Here is a 13360-nt window from a genome sequence, read left to right as displayed (position 1 = left end):
CCCCCTCCGGTGCCACGGGTCAGTCGTCCAGCCAGCCGACCCGGCGGGCGTAGCTGCCCGCCTGGAAGCGGCTGTGCGCACCCAGTTCGGTGAGCAGTTCGGAGACGTGCCGCCGGTAGGTGGTCGTCGACATGGACAGCTTGCGGGCCGCCATCTCGTCCTTCATGCCGGCCTCCAGCATGCGCAGCACGGCCTGGCGCACCTCGTCCCGCGGTGCCGCGGGAGGTTCGGCGTCGGCGGCGGAGAACGGCCGGGCCCCGACCCACATGCTCTCCCAGGAGCGGTAGAGGTACCGGACCAGCGAGGGGTCGCGGACCACGAGCGCGCCCTGGCCGTCGGTCTGTTCGGGGTCGGCGATGACGGCCGTGCCGGCGTCGAAGAAGATGATCCGGTCCGGTATGTGGTCCACCGTGCGGAAGGCGACACCGGTGTCGCTCATCTCGGCGAGGTGCTGGCGCATGTAGGGGTGGGACAGCACCGAATGCGGGTAGAGCGTACGGAGCAGGATGCCCCGGCCTGCCGCCTCGGCGGTGCGCCGGCGGCCCTCCTCTATGACGGTCTGTGAGGGGAGCAGCGGATGCGCGGCGGCGATCTCCACACGGGCGGTGGAGGAGAGACGTTCCAGCACGGTGCGGATGGCGTCCAGGCCGGTCAGCCGCTCGACCGTGGCGCGCAGGAAGTGGCTCTGCCAGGCGTCCTCGAAGACCGGGCGCATGGTCATCACGTGGCTGCTGATCCGGTCGGCTCTGCGCTGGAGGCGCCGGATGCGGGCCTCCAGCGGCCCGTTGAGGTGGGTGACGGCGACATCGGGGCTGTTGGCGGTGTAGGCCGGGTGCCCGGCCGTGTCCTCGTCCCTGGCCGGCTGCCGGTCGTGCAGCAGGTGGAGGTCGAGCAGATCGCGCACGGCCGATTCGATGTCGCGGTAGGGCAGGTCAAGCTCCATCGCGGCGAGAACCGGGTTCAGTACGCCGTTCTCCAGTGCCATGCGGTAGAGGCACTCATGCAGCTTTTGTAGCGTCGGAATTCGTGGTTCCTCGTCCATTTTGCCCCCGTTTCGCAAACTTTGACCTATCTTGCCGCTGAGAAGAACTCGTCTGGCACTTCTCACCAGGGGATTGCGCTGGTGTTCACCGAGGCCGAACCGGCAGGATCCTGCACAGGGAACGGGGAAATCCCCCGAACCCGCACTGCAGGGGGGACACACTCATGAGCGACAAGCGCATTTTCGGCACATTTTTCGTCACGTTGGCCTTCTTCGGAATTCTCGGTGGCACCGCTGCCGCGGCCGCGTCCGGTCAACCCGCGCCGACCGGCCACAACCGTGCCGACGAGCCCGCCCCGACGTGGTCCGCCAGCACGGACGACATCATCTGGCACTGACCCCGGACAAACAGCCGAATTATAGCCCACGCGCTGTCGAACTGTTGTTTACATAATGTCGCAATGTTGCTGCAATAAAGGGCTCCTCCGAGTGAACCGGAGCCGAGCGGACCGCATCGCGAAAACAACGCCGACGTGCGCTGAACCCCTCGAAAACTTGCGGCCTGGGGCAGGAAAAGAATCGTGAAAGCAGCGGTAGTAGGCGCGGGCGGACTGGGCGGGTACTTCGGGAGCCGGCTCGTCGCCGCGGGGCACGACGTACGTTTCGTCGCACGCGGCGCCCATCTGGAGGCGCTCCGGAAGGACGGGCTCACGGTCCGGGATCCCGACGGCACCGTTTCGGTCACCCCGGTCGACGCCACCGGCGACACCCGGGAGGCAGGCCCCTGTGACCTGGTCCTGCTGGCGGTGAAGACCTGGCAGCTCGGACCGGCGATCGAGGCCCTGCCGCCTCTCCTGGGACCGGACACCGCGGTCGTCACCCTCCAGAACGGCGTCGAGGCCCCCGAGCAGGTGGCCGGGGCCGTCGGCCGGGCGGCCGTACTGCCCGGCGTCGCCAAGGTCATCGCCCAGCTCGACGGGCCCGGCCGGATCCGGCACGTCGGCGGCGCCGGCTCGCTCGTCGTCGGCGAGTGGGACGGCACCGGGACCGAGCGGGTGCGGCGGCTGCGCGCGGCCCTGGAGGACGCGGCCGTGCCCAGCCCGGCCGTCACCGACATCTGGGCCGAACTCTGGGCGAAGTTCCTGTTCGTGGTGCCCTTCGGCAGCCTCGGCGCCGCCGCGGACGGCGGCTTCGGCGAGCTGCGCTCCCGGGCCGGGACCCGCCGGCTGCTGGCCGACGCCATGCGCGAGGTCGAGCGGCTGGCGCACGCCGCCGGCGTGGCCCTGCCCGCCGACATCGTCGACACGACGCTGGACTTCGTCGACCGGCAGCCCGCCGCCGGCACCTCCTCGCTCCAGCGGGACCTGCTCGCGGGCACGCCCTCCGAACTCGACGCCTGGACCGGCTCGGTGGTCCGCCTCGGCGCCCGGCACGGCGTGCCCACGCCGATCCACTCACTGCTGTACGAGGTCCTCGGCGTGCGCGAGGACCGGGCGGCCGCGGGCGCCGCCCGCCCGGCCACCGGGACGGGCCGGTGACCGGGCCCGCCGGCCCGGACGCCGCGGGCACCGCCGGCGCGCACGGCGCGGGAGAGGACGTGAAGACCCCTGTGGACACCTTCGGGAACACCGCCGCGGTGACCGGCACGAACGCCGGCGACCCCGACGGCTACGTCGACATCGCCGTCGTCGGCGCCGGCCCCTCCGGGCTGTACGCCGCCTACTACGCCGGCTTCCGCGGACTGAGCTGTGCCGTCGTGGACGCCCTGGACGAGCCCGGGGGCCAGGTGGCCGCCCTCTACCCCGAGAAGCCGATCCACGACGTCGCCGGGCTCCCCGGCGTCAAGGGCCGCGAGCTGGTGGCCGCCCTGGTCGCGCAGGCCGAACCCTTCGGCCCGCGCTATCTGCTCGGCCACACCGCAACCACCCTGACCCCCCGCGGCACCGGCTGGACCATCGGCACCGACCGGGGGCGGCAGGTGCACGCCGGGGCCGTGGTGATTGCCGCCGGACTCGGCCGGTTCGTCCCGCGCCGGCTGCCCTGCGCGGTGCCCTACGAGGGCCGGGGCGTGGCGTACCACGTGCCCGACCCCGCCGCGCACCGCGACAAGGACGTGGTCGTCGTCGGCGGCGGCGACAGCGCCGTCGACTGGGCGCTGACGCTCGCCCCGCTGGCCCGCACCACCACCCTGGTGCACCGGCGCGGCACCTTCCGGGCGCACGCGCACAGCGTCAAGCAGCTGCTCGACTCACCGGTGCGGGTCCTCACCGACGCCCGGGTGACCGCCTGTCACGGCACCACCCGGCTGGCGGAAGTGGAGATCACCCAGGAGGCGGGCACCCTGCGCCTGCCGGCCCAGGAACTCGTCGCGGCGCTCGGCTTCAGCGCGGCCCTGGGCCCGCTCGCCGACTGGGGGGCGGCGCTGGAGGACGGCCTGTTCCGCGCCGACCCGGCCACCCGGGAGACCAGCCTGCCCGGCGTCTACGCGGTGGGGGACGGCTCCACCCACCCCGGCCGGGTCCCGCTGATCTCGGTCGGCTTCGGCGAGGCGGCCACCGCCGTCAACCACGCCGCCGTCGCCCTGCGCCCCGGCAGCCGGCTCGCCCCGGCGCACTCGACCGACCCCGACGCGGCCGGAGGGGGAACCGCCCGAACCTGGAGTTGACACCGTGGAGTTGAAGAAGCTCACCCTGCTGCCGCAGGGGGTGGAGATCCTGCTGCCCGCGGGTTCCCCGCTCACCGACATCGAATACGAGACGCCCCGCCGCCACATCCCGTTCGGGTGCCGCTCCGGCGCCTGCGGCGCCTGCGTCGTCGAAGTGGTCGAAGGCGCCGCCGGCCTCGGCGAGCCCGACCCCGAGGAACTGGACTTCCTCGAAGACCTCGGCAAGGCCGGGGGCACGTACCGGCTGGCCTGCCAGTGCCGCCTCAAGGACTCCGCGACCATCCGCGTCGCGGCCGACTGAACCACTCGAAGACCTCACCCCACCCGTGACGACCGACCGAAGAGGACTTTTCGCATGTCCAACCGTGTAGTGAACGTCGGCTACCAGAACCGCACCCCGTTCCTGAACGCCGCCGCCTCCGCGCAGCTGCGGGCCGAGATCGACCAGCAGATCGACCAGCAGATCGAGGAGTGGTACGCGACCGTTCCGGCCGCCGCCCACCTGGAGGGCAAGAACGTCGACTCCGCCTACTACAAGCGGAACCTGATCGAGACCGCCTGGCGCATCCGCCTGCTGCGCGTCGCCGAGTCCAAGGCGCTCACCGAGATCGCCAAGCGCAGCCCCGAGGCCGCGCAGGTGTGGGCCAACTACGAGCAGGAGGAGATGCTCCACGACGAGCTCTTCATCGACGACCTCGCCAAGGTCGGCGTCTCCCGCGAGGAGTTCCTCTCGGTGGAGCCGTACCTGTCGACGAAGCTGCTCACCGGCTACTTCTCCTACCTGCTCGACCACGAGGGCCCGCTCGGCGTCGTCGCGTACTCCTACCTCGTGGAGTACGTCAACGTGAAGCTGGAGCCGCGCAAGCTCGTCGCCCTCAAGGACTCCGTCGGCGAGTCCAACATCGGCGGCCAGATCAGCCACTCGCACACCGACATCAACGACGACCACCCGGGCGAGGTCTGGGCGGCGCTGCGCTTCCTGATCCGCGGCGACGACGACATCGCGGCCCTGAAGAAGTACCTCCAGGAGCACCAGCGCCTGCTCGCCCAGTACTTCGAGGAGCTGTACCAGGACACCCTCGCCGGCGGTGAGCACGCCGAGCAGAAGGAAGCCGTCGCGGTCTGACCCCGCCCGGCACGCCCGGTCCCGGAGACCCCGCGCTCCGGGACCGGGCTCCCTTCCTTCCCGGCACTCGGCACCCCCCACGCCTCCCCACGCACCTCCCACGAAAGGACAGCAAGGTGATGCACACGGCCGGCACCGGGCGGACCGGTGACCGCGGTGTCCTGCTCCTCAGCCACGTCGGGTTCTCGTTCATGGAGGACCTGATCGCCGCCCTCGGCGAACGCGGCCTGCGGGCGCACATCCTGACGTCGCTGCCCGAACCCGCCCACCAGCCCGGCCGGCTCCGGGACCTGGCGGACCGGGCGGCCTCGGTGCGCGCCACCGAGAGCCACGAGCTCACCGTCGCGGACGTCGACGCGGCACTGGACGCCCTGCGCGCGGCCGGCACCGAGATCCTGGCCTGCCTCACCGTGTGGGAGGGCTACCGGCACCTCATGGCGCACGCCAACGCCCGGCTCGGCGTGCCCGACCTCGGCGCCGAGCAGGTGCTGGGCCTGCGGGACAAGCTGGCGGTGCGCGAGCGGCTCGCCGGCACCGGGCTGAGCCGCGTCCGCGCGGTGCCGCTCACCGAGGCGACGCTCGCCGAACACCAGGCGCGCCCGGGGCGGTACTTCGTCAAACCGGTACGCGGCATCGCCTCCTACGGCACCTTCCCGCTGACCGCGGACACCACCTGGGAGGAGATCCGGCGGATCACCGAGGAGGCGGGCGGCGACACCGTCTACGCGTCCGCGTTCGGCGCCGGGCCGAGCTTCCTGATCGAGGACTACCTGCCGGGGCGCGAGTTCAGCTTCGAGGTGCTCGTCGCCGACGGGGAGCCGTTCGTCGTCGCCGTACACGAGAAGTGCGAGGTGACCGAGACCTCCGGGGCGGTGCTGGAGAACGCCTGCACCAGCCCGCCGGTGTCGGTCGGGCCCGGGGCGACCGCGGCCGGTCTCGCCTGGGTGTCCGCGCTGCTGGCCGAACTGGGCCTCAACTGGGGCTGCTTCCACATCGAGGCACGGCACGACGGGGACCGCTGGGACCTCATCGAGATCAACCCCCGGGTCGGCGGCAGCCTCATCTCGCCCAGCGTCCGCGAGCTGACCGGGGAGACCGACCTGCTCGGCCTCTGGCTCGACCTGCTGCTGTCCGCCACCGGCACGGCACCGGACCAGCGCGACCGGCTGCGCCGCCTGTCCTACCGGGCCGACGGCACCACGCCCGCCCCCAACGCCACCTTCTTCCGGGTCTTCTTCGCCGAGCCCGGCCTCATCACGGGCATCGGCGTGGCGGACGGGCTGCCCCTGGCGCCGGCCGTCACCCAGATCCTCCTCAAGGAGGGCGAACTGATCGAGGCCCGCGCGCGCGAGGTGTTCCTGGGCCAGCTGCTGTGGGCCTTCCCGGCCGCCGACCGGGACCGGCTGCTCCCGGCGCTGACCGAGGCGTCGGCGACCGCGGTGACGGTGACCTACGCCCAGCACCAGCTCACGTAGCCGACCCGCCGCGCAGCTCAGCGCACCGCTTCCGCGACCGCCAGGAGACCTCCCACCATGCCCACCGCCGCCCCACCCCGCAGGTTCCTGATCATCGACTACAACCTCTCCCGCGTGGACGACGTACGGCACATGGCCGCCTACGCCCGCACCCGGCACGGCGCCCGGACCACCCTCGTCCGCCCCCAGCCGACCGAGACCGACGCGCGCATCTGCGACGAGGTGATCGATCTCGACCCGCTGGACCCGGACTTCGCGGCCGCCGGCGAGAAACTCCTCGGCGCCCGCCGCGCGGAGTTCGCCGCGGGCATCGTCTTCTCCGACAACGCGGTCCACAGCGGGGCGGAACTGCTGCGCCGCCTCGGCCTGCCCGTCGACGCCCCCGACCCGGCGTCCGCCGCGTTCTGCAAGCTGACCTACCGCGGCGCCGAGGCCCGTCACGCGGGCCTGCTCGCCGCCCAGCGGATCATGGTGCCGGACTTCGCCGAGGTCACCTCCGCGCACACGCTGAGGGAGTTCGCGGCCGGCCATCCGGACGGCTTCGTCGTCAAACCCGCCAAGGAGGGCAACAACCGGGGCGTCGTCCTGGTCCGCCCCGGTGACGACCCGGAGGCGGCGTTCGCCGAGGTGCGGCCGTACCTGTCCGGTGGCGCGCTGTGCGAGCAGCTGATCCCCTACGAGCGGGAGTTCTCCCACGACGGCCTCGGCGAGCTCACCTTCCTCACCGAGAAGATGACCGCCCCGGGCCGCTACCCGGTCGAGGTCGCCCAGGTGCTGCCCGCCCGGGTCAGCCCGGCCGGCCGGGCCACCCTGCTGCGCGCCGGCCGGATCGCGAACTGGCTCGTCGGCCAGTGCGACGGCCCCTTCCACAACGAGATCAAGCTGAGCCGGGACGACCGGCACGCCGCCGTGGTCGAGCCCAACCGCCGCCCGGCCGGCATGAAGATCTGGTCCCTGGCCCGCTGGGTGTACGGCGTCGACCTGTACGAGCGCTGGGTGGACACGGCGTTCGGCGCCCCCGCCCCGGCCGCGCTGCCGGAACCGGCCAGGTCCGCGGCCACCGTGATGCTGGGTGTCGCCACCGACCAGGACTTCGCCCCCGGTGACGTGCGTCCGGACGCCGACCCCTTCGCGGACGCGCTGGCCGCCACCCGCGCCCGGCACGGCCTCGCGGACGGCGAGCTGACCGCCGCCGAGTTCGGCTGGGTGTCCGCCGAGCGCCGCACCCTGCACGCCGTCGCCCGGGACAACGCCGACTTCGCCGCCCAGGGGTGCGTCGTCCTGCACACCGACCGCACCGACGTCCGGGACGTCGTCCGCACCCTGCGCGAGCTGTGGCCCGCCGCGCTCGCCGCCGCCGTGCACACCCCCGAAGCCGCACTGCTGGAGGCCTGCTGATGCGCATCCTGATCCTGCACCGAGTGCCGTACCCCAAGATCGAGTACCACCGGGGCATCGACCACGACCGGCACGACGTCACCTACTTCGGCACGGCCGGCGCCCTCGCCACCCTGCCGGACGGACTGCGCTGCGCACGCGTCGAGCGCCCCGGCACCGCCGCCCCGTACGACGAGGCCGTGGCCTGGCTGGACGGGCTCGCCGAGCCGCCGCGCTTCGACCGGATCATCTCCATGTCGGAGTACGAGCTGCTGGACGCGGCCCGGCTGCGCGAGCGGCTCGGGGTCCCGGGCGCCCCGGTCGAGCGGGTCCTGCTCTCCCGCGACAAGGTGCTGATGAAGCAGGCGGTGGAGAAGGCGGGGCTGCGCGTCCCGCGGTTCCTGCCGCTGACGGAGTTCCTGGCCGCGGACGGCAAGGCGGGGTGGACCGGGCCGACGGTGCTGAAGCCGCACCGGGGCGCCTCCAGCGTCGACGTCGTCGTCTTCGGCAGCGCCGAGGAGGCGTACACGTCCGTGTCCGGCCGCCGCTCCGGCGTCGCCGAGCTGGACGGCGAGGCGCAGGCCGAGGCGGCCGGGGACTTCGAGGTCGAGGAGTTCGTCTCCGGCCCGGTGCTGCACTTCGACGGCCTGGTGGAGAACGGCAGGGTGCTCGCCCTGACCGCCAGCGAGTACCTCGGCACCTGCCTGGCGTACGCCCAGGGCCTCCCCATGGGCTCCTTCCAGATCGACCTCGCCGACGGGATCGCCGCCTGGGTGGACGAGGTGCTGCGCGCCGTCCGGATCGAGGAGGGCAGCTTCCACCTGGAGGGGATCCGGGACGACGGCGGCACCGGCGAGCTGGTGTTCCTGGAGGTCGGCAACCGGGTCGGCGGCGCCGACGTGGCCGCCACCTTCGAGCTGCGCACCGGCGTCCACCTGCCCTCCTGGGAGCTGCGCGTGCTGCTCGGCGAGGAGGTCGCCGGACGGCTGCCCGCCGCACCGCCGGACGCCGGGTACTACGGCTGGTTCGTGCACCCCGGTCACCACCTCGCCCCCGGCACCTTCGAGGGCTTCGACGGAGCCGAGCCCTTCCGCACCGACCCGCGGGCCCTGACCTGGCAGGAACTGGCGCCCGGCGCCCCGCTGCCCGGCCATGTCACCTACGGCGCCTACGAGACGCCGCTGGCCGGGATCGCCGCCACCGCCTCGCCCGAGGAGACCCGGGACTTCATGGCCGGCCTCTTCCAGGCCCTGCGGCTGCGCACGTCCGCCCCCCGGGACACGCAGGAAACACAGGGAGTACAGGCATGACCGGGCTGCGCTTCCACTGGGGATCGGCCCTGGACAGCGGTCAGAAGAAGTCCACGGAGAAGTACCGCTCCGACGTCCTCGACCTGGACGGCGCGCTGGACTTCGCCCGGGAGGCGGACGAGCTGGGCGTGGAGTCCCTGCTCATGGCGCAGAGCTGGAGCCTGCCCGACCCGCTGCCGCTGATCGGCGCGATGGTGCGCGAGACCAGCCGCGTCCGGTTCATCCTGGCCTACCGGCCGGGCCTGCTCTCGCCCACCCTCTTCACCCAGATCGTGAACACGGTCTCCTGGATGTCCGAGGGCCGCATCGCCCTCAACCTGGTCGCCGGCATCTCCCCCGTGGAGCAGGCCTACTACGGCGACTTCCTCGCCCACGACGAGCGCTACGCGCGCGCGGGGGAGTTCCTCGACGTCCTGCACCGGCTCTGGGGCGGCAAGGCCCCGCTGACGTACGAGGGCGCCCACTATCGCCTGGAGGACGCCCAGCTGGGCCTCGGCTTCCACGGCGGCGGCCGCCCCGAGATCTACATCAGCGGCGCCTCCGAGGTGGCCCGGCGGACCGCCCTCGACTACGGCGACTGCTGGTTCCGGTACGCCGACACGCCCGCCGCGATCGCCGAGCTGACCGGGCCGTTCCGGGAGGCGGGCCGCGAGGTCGGCCTGCGCATGCAGGTGCTGGCCCGCCCCACCCGCGAAGAGGCCCTGGCCGACCTCGCCGAGGTGATGCGCGACACCGACGATGACCACCGGGCGTTCGTCGCCGAGTTCGTGGCCGCCGCCGACTCGCAGGCGGTGCGCACCTCCTTCCGCCTCGCCGAACAGTCCGCGCACGGCTGGCTGTCCCCCATGATCTACACGGGCGCGGTCGCCTACCGCGGCGGTCCGGCGCTGTGCCTGGTCGGCTCCTACGCCGAGGTCGCCGACCACCTGATGGAGTACAGGGCGGCCGGCGTCAGCCAGTTCATCTTCTCGGGCTGGCCGGCCCGGGACGAGATGCGGCGGTTCTTCACCGGTGTGCTGCCGCTGGTCCGGCAGCGCGAGGCGGCCCTCGGCGGCACGCCGGCGGGCAGCGGGGCGGAGGTTCGGTGACCGGGTACCGCGGACGCCGGTTCCTGTTCGGCACGGGTGTGCTGGCCGGCCTGCTGGCCGAGCAGCTCGTGCTGTTCGCCGTACCGCTGCTCATCTACCAGGAGACCGGCAAGGTCTCCACCCTCGGCACGTCCTTCGCGCTGGAGTGGCTGCCCGCCCTGATGGCCTACCCGTTCGCCGGCCTGCTGGCCGACCGGGACGGCGGCACCCGGCTCTTCTCCCGCGCCAACACCGCCCGCAGCGTGGTCCTGGTGTGCACCCTCGTCCTGTGCGTGGCCATGCCCTCGTGGACCGTCGGGCTGCTCATGGCCAACGGGGCGCTGCTCGCCACGGTGATGCCGGCCGTGCGCATGTCGGTGGAGAAGGTGGTGCCGCAGCTCGCGCAGGGCGACGACCTGCCGCGCACCCAGGCGCTGTTCCAGAACATGGAGCTGCTCGCCACCGCGCTCGGCCCCGGTCTCGCGGTGGTCGCGGCCACCGCGCTCGGCAAGCTGTGGCTGCTCGCCCTGGCCGCCGCCCTGTTCGCGACCGGTGCGGCCTGCTGGCTCGGGCTGCCCCGGCTGAAGCCGGCCGCCTCCGGCGGCACCGACGTCCGGGCGATCTTCGGCGACCTCGGGCTCGGCTTCCGGCTGCTGGTCACGAACCGGCCGGTGGTGCTGCTGGCCGGGCTCAACTTCATCATCAACCTGGCCTTCGCGACCATGCTCAGCGCGAACGCCGCCGTGGTCACCGGCGAACTGGACGCGCCGGAGTCGGGCTTCGCCCTGCTGAACACCCTGGTGGGGATCGCCGGCATGGCCAACCTGGCGCTCACCCCGCGCCTGGTGCGCCGGTTCGGCCTCTCCCCGCTGGGCGCGGCCGGCTACGCCACGCAGTGCGTCGCCCTGCTCGTGCTGGGTTTCGCGTCGTCGTTCGCCGTCTACGCCGCCGCGTTCGTCGTGGGCATGGTCGGCGTGGCGTACTTCAACGTCTACAACCGCACGGAGCGCGTGAAGATCATCCCGGGCGAGCACCTGGGCAAGGTGATGGGGCCGTTCTTCCTGCTCGGACTCAGCTCCTACCCCATCGGCGGCCTGCTCACCGGCACCCTCGGCCCGGTGATCGGCCCGCAGCGGCTGGTGGCGGCGCTGGCGGTGCTGCTCGCGGCGGTGGGCGTGATCGCCGTACCCCTGACGATCCGCAGCTTCCGCCGGGCACTGGCGGAGAAGGAACGGGCGGAGGCCACGGCGTCCACGGCGGCCACGGCGGCCGAAGCGGCTGCGGCGGCCGACCCGGCCGCGGCGGCTCCGGTGGCTTCGGCGGCTCCCGCCGCTCCCGTCGCCTCGGCTGCTCCGGTGACCGAGGCGGCCCCGGCGGCCTCCGTCCCCGCCGACGACGGTCCGCCCGGGGGCGCCACGGTCTCCGAGGCGCCCACCGCGTCCGGAGCGCCCACCGCTCCCGAGGCTGTCGCGGAATCCCGGGATCCCCAGGAGCCCGGGGAATCCCGGCACTCGCACGACTCCCACGACTCCCCGGATCGTAAGGAGAACTCACGTGACCGCGCTCCTCGACAGCACGCTCCCGTCCCCACAGGAGGGACCACCGGTGGAGGCGAAGACCTTCCGTGAGGCGATGTCGCTGCTCGCCGCCCCGCTGTCCGTCATCACGACCCGGGACGCGGCGGGCCGCCCCTGGGGCTTCACCGCCAGCTCGGTGACCTCGGCCTCGCTGCGGCCCCCGCTGCTCCTGGTCGGCCTGTCCGACACGTCCAGCTGTCACGACGCGTTCTCCGCGGCCCGCGAGTTCGTCGTCAACCTGCTCGGCGAGGAACACACCGACATCGCGCGGACCTTCGCGACCAGCGGCGTGGACCGGTTCGCCGCGCACGCGTTCGAGAACTGGCCCGGCACCGCGCTGCCCCGGCTGCCCGGCGCGCACGCCGCGCTGCGCTGCCGGCTCGCGGACCGCATCCCGGTCGGTGACCACCAGCTGCTGGTCGGCCTGCTGACCGGCCTGCACACCGGCCGACCCGGCCGGCCGCTGCTGTGGCACGCCCGGGACTACCGCACGACCACACCGGTCCCGCCCGCAGCGGTCCCGCCCGCAGCGGTCCCATCCGCGCCGGTCCTGGCCGAGCAGGGCGGATCGCAGCCGGCCGGTGCCACTCCGGCCGGCTGCGATCCGGCCGACTGCGATCCGGCCGCATCCACTCCGGCCGCACCGCATCGCGCCGCACCCACTCCGGCCGGGTCCGCGCAGGCGGGGCCGGCCGCCACCGCAGGAGGTTCCCGATGACCGCCCTTCCCGAGGCCACCGCGGAGCCGGAGGCACCGGACGCGCCCCCGGCGCCCGCGATGATCCCGGGGGTGGTCGACGGCACGGTCACCACCTCCACCGACGCGGAGGGCAACGTCTCCTTCCACATCGCGGTCGGTGACACCCCCGGCGGCGCGTACGTGGAGTTCATCCTCACCGGCGAGCACGCCGGCCGGCTGGGCTCGGCGCTGCTCGGCGCGACGGGCCGGCCCGACGTCCTCGTGCCCTGCTCGGTCGGCATCCGTCCGGCATCCGGCCACGGAGCGAGATGACCCACGCGACCCTCACCGGCGAGGTGCACGTGTGGTACGGGCGGGTGGGGGCGACCGGGGTGCTGGAGGACCTCACGCTGCTGTCCCGGGAGGAGAAACTGCGGTGCGCGCGGATCGCCGACCCGCTCCGGCGCCGCCGTGTCATCGGACTCCACGCCGACGCCCGCAGGATCCTGTCCCGGTACGTGCCGATCGCACCGGAGCACCTCCACCTGGTGTGGGACACGGACGGCAACCGCAGCGCCCGGCTGCTCGGCTGCTCGGAACGGGCCCGGTGTCCGGCCGGTGCCGTCGTCCCCTGCCTCGCGGAACCGCTCATCGTGGCGACGGCACTGTGCGCCCACCGCTGGGCGATCGCGTCGGCCACCCACGGCCCCCTCGCCCTGGCCATGGCGGCGCCGCCGCCCCCCGGTCCCCTGCCCCGCGTTCCGCGCCCCGCCGACTCCGAGATCCCGGACCGGCTCCGTGACCGGGTACGGCTGGAGGCCGCCGTCCGCGCCTCCGGCCATCCGCTCCCGGTGGGCCCCGCCGCCGCGGTGTACGACCTCCCGTCGCACGGCACCGCGCTCACCGCACTGGCCTGCGCCCACGACACACCGGTCGCCGCGGTCCGCTGCCACGAAGTGCCCTGACCGGGCCCGACCGGGACCGCGCACCGGTCTCCGACCGGGTGCGGTGCCGCCGTCAGGCCCGGTTCGGCCGCCAGGTACGGCACCGCGCTCAGGCCCGGTGCCGCCGTCGGATCCCGTGCGGCCGTCAGGTCCGGTGCT

The 13360-nt window shown here is 73.5% G+C and carries 14 protein-coding genes; 13 read left to right on the top strand and 1 reads right to left on the bottom strand.

The features are described 5' to 3' along the window. Nucleotides 1-19 precede the first annotated feature (19 nt). The gene (locus ABZ576_RS26085) at nucleotides 20-985 is read right to left on the bottom strand and encodes a LuxR C-terminal-related transcriptional regulator (RefSeq protein WP_360745478.1); all 966 of its coding nucleotides are present in this window, start codon (nucleotides 983-985) and stop codon (nucleotides 20-22) included. Between the two features lie 221 nt (nucleotides 986-1206). On the opposite strand from ABZ576_RS26085, the gene ABZ576_RS26080 reads away from it, so the two are divergent. The 13 genes from ABZ576_RS26080 to ABZ576_RS26020 all read left to right on the top strand — a co-directional run bounded on the left by ABZ576_RS26080 (nucleotide 1207) and on the right by ABZ576_RS26020 (nucleotide 13222). Further along, the gene (locus ABZ576_RS26080) at nucleotides 1207-1380 is read left to right on the top strand and encodes a hypothetical protein (protein ID WP_360745475.1); all 174 of its coding nucleotides are present in this window, start codon (nucleotides 1207-1209) and stop codon (nucleotides 1378-1380) included. Between the two features lie 183 nt (nucleotides 1381-1563). Continuing rightward, complete coding sequence (locus ABZ576_RS26075; RefSeq protein WP_360745472.1) at nucleotides 1564-2520, top strand: 2-dehydropantoate 2-reductase; 957 nt, start codon at nucleotides 1564-1566, stop codon at nucleotides 2518-2520. A 98-nt stretch (nucleotides 2521-2618) separates the two neighbouring features. Then, nucleotides 2619-3647 (top strand): NAD(P)/FAD-dependent oxidoreductase, encoded by a 1029-nt coding sequence (locus ABZ576_RS26070; RefSeq protein ID WP_360745664.1) that lies wholly within the window; start codon nucleotides 2619-2621, stop codon nucleotides 3645-3647. 4 nt (nucleotides 3648-3651) lie between these two features. Beyond that, nucleotides 3652-3948 carry a 2Fe-2S iron-sulfur cluster-binding protein gene (locus ABZ576_RS26065; RefSeq protein ID WP_360745469.1) on the top strand — a complete coding sequence of 99 codons (297 nt, stop codon included), beginning with the start codon at nucleotides 3652-3654 and terminating at the stop codon, nucleotides 3946-3948. Nucleotides 3949-4002: 54 nt separating this feature from the next. Next, nucleotides 4003-4773: a hypothetical protein gene (locus ABZ576_RS26060; RefSeq protein WP_360745466.1), complete on the top strand. Its 771-nt coding sequence runs from the start codon at nucleotides 4003-4005 to the stop codon at nucleotides 4771-4773. A 119-nt stretch (nucleotides 4774-4892) separates the two neighbouring features. Continuing rightward, nucleotides 4893-6248, top strand: a complete 1356-nt coding sequence (locus tag ABZ576_RS26055; protein ID WP_360745463.1) for an ATP-grasp domain-containing protein — start codon at nucleotides 4893-4895, stop codon at nucleotides 6246-6248. 57 nt (nucleotides 6249-6305) lie between these two features. Next, nucleotides 6306-7646: a biotin carboxylase gene (locus ABZ576_RS26050; protein ID WP_360745460.1), complete on the top strand. Its 1341-nt coding sequence runs from the start codon at nucleotides 6306-6308 to the stop codon at nucleotides 7644-7646. Next, nucleotides 7646-8935 (top strand): ATP-grasp domain-containing protein, encoded by a 1290-nt coding sequence (locus ABZ576_RS26045; protein WP_360745457.1) that lies wholly within the window; start codon nucleotides 7646-7648, stop codon nucleotides 8933-8935. The genes ABZ576_RS26050 and ABZ576_RS26045 overlap by 1 nt, the downstream gene beginning before the upstream one ends. After that, nucleotides 8932-10023 carry an LLM class flavin-dependent oxidoreductase gene (locus ABZ576_RS26040; RefSeq protein WP_360745454.1) on the top strand — a complete coding sequence of 364 codons (1092 nt, stop codon included), beginning with the start codon at nucleotides 8932-8934 and terminating at the stop codon, nucleotides 10021-10023. Before ABZ576_RS26045 ends, ABZ576_RS26040 begins: the two co-directional genes overlap by 4 nt. After that, nucleotides 10020-11630 carry an MFS transporter gene (locus tag ABZ576_RS26035; protein ID WP_360745451.1) on the top strand — a complete coding sequence of 537 codons (1611 nt, stop codon included), beginning with the start codon at nucleotides 10020-10022 and terminating at the stop codon, nucleotides 11628-11630. Before ABZ576_RS26040 ends, ABZ576_RS26035 begins: the two co-directional genes overlap by 4 nt. Beyond that, on the top strand, nucleotides 11608-12297 hold the full coding sequence (locus tag ABZ576_RS26030) for a flavin reductase family protein (RefSeq protein ID WP_360745448.1): 690 nt from the start codon (nucleotides 11608-11610) through the stop codon (nucleotides 12295-12297). The genes ABZ576_RS26035 and ABZ576_RS26030 overlap by 23 nt, the downstream gene beginning before the upstream one ends. Continuing rightward, complete coding sequence (locus ABZ576_RS26025) at nucleotides 12294-12590, top strand: hypothetical protein (RefSeq protein WP_360745445.1); 297 nt, start codon at nucleotides 12294-12296, stop codon at nucleotides 12588-12590. The genes ABZ576_RS26030 and ABZ576_RS26025 overlap by 4 nt, the downstream gene beginning before the upstream one ends. Further along, nucleotides 12587-13222 (top strand): hypothetical protein, encoded by a 636-nt coding sequence (locus ABZ576_RS26020; RefSeq protein ID WP_360745442.1) that lies wholly within the window; start codon nucleotides 12587-12589, stop codon nucleotides 13220-13222. Before ABZ576_RS26025 ends, ABZ576_RS26020 begins: the two co-directional genes overlap by 4 nt. The last annotated feature ends 138 nt before the right edge of the window (nucleotides 13223-13360 follow it).

Origin of the sequence: Streptomyces sp. NPDC013455 (assembly GCF_040632975.1) — a bacterium.
Lineage (GTDB): Bacteria > Actinomycetota > Actinomycetes > Streptomycetales > Streptomycetaceae > Streptomyces.
This window is presented reverse-complemented; position numbering and strand designations above follow the sequence as displayed.

Excerpts from the sequence above, each read along its gene's own strand:
- ABZ576_RS26040 (WP_360745454.1), top strand. The coding sequence starts at position 8,932 with ATGACCGGGCTGCGCTTCCACTGGGGATCGGCCCTGGACAGCGGTCAG.
- ABZ576_RS26080 (WP_360745475.1), top strand. The coding sequence starts at position 1,207 with ATGAGCGACAAGCGCATTTTCGGCACATTTTTCGTCACGTTGGCCTTC.
- ABZ576_RS26050 (WP_360745460.1), top strand. The coding sequence starts at position 6,306 with ATGCCCACCGCCGCCCCACCCCGCAGGTTCCTGATCATCGACTACAAC.
- ABZ576_RS26060 (WP_360745466.1), top strand. The coding sequence starts at position 4,003 with ATGTCCAACCGTGTAGTGAACGTCGGCTACCAGAACCGCACCCCGTTC.
- ABZ576_RS26055 (WP_360745463.1), top strand. The coding sequence starts at position 4,893 with ATGCACACGGCCGGCACCGGGCGGACCGGTGACCGCGGTGTCCTGCTC.
- ABZ576_RS26025 (WP_360745445.1), top strand. The coding sequence starts at position 12,294 with ATGACCGCCCTTCCCGAGGCCACCGCGGAGCCGGAGGCACCGGACGCG.
- ABZ576_RS26085 (WP_360745478.1), bottom strand. The coding sequence starts at position 985 with ATGGCACTGGAGAACGGCGTACTGAACCCGGTTCTCGCCGCGATGGAG.
- ABZ576_RS26045 (WP_360745457.1), top strand. The coding sequence starts at position 7,646 with ATGCGCATCCTGATCCTGCACCGAGTGCCGTACCCCAAGATCGAGTAC.
- ABZ576_RS26020 (WP_360745442.1), top strand. The coding sequence starts at position 12,587 with ATGACCCACGCGACCCTCACCGGCGAGGTGCACGTGTGGTACGGGCGG.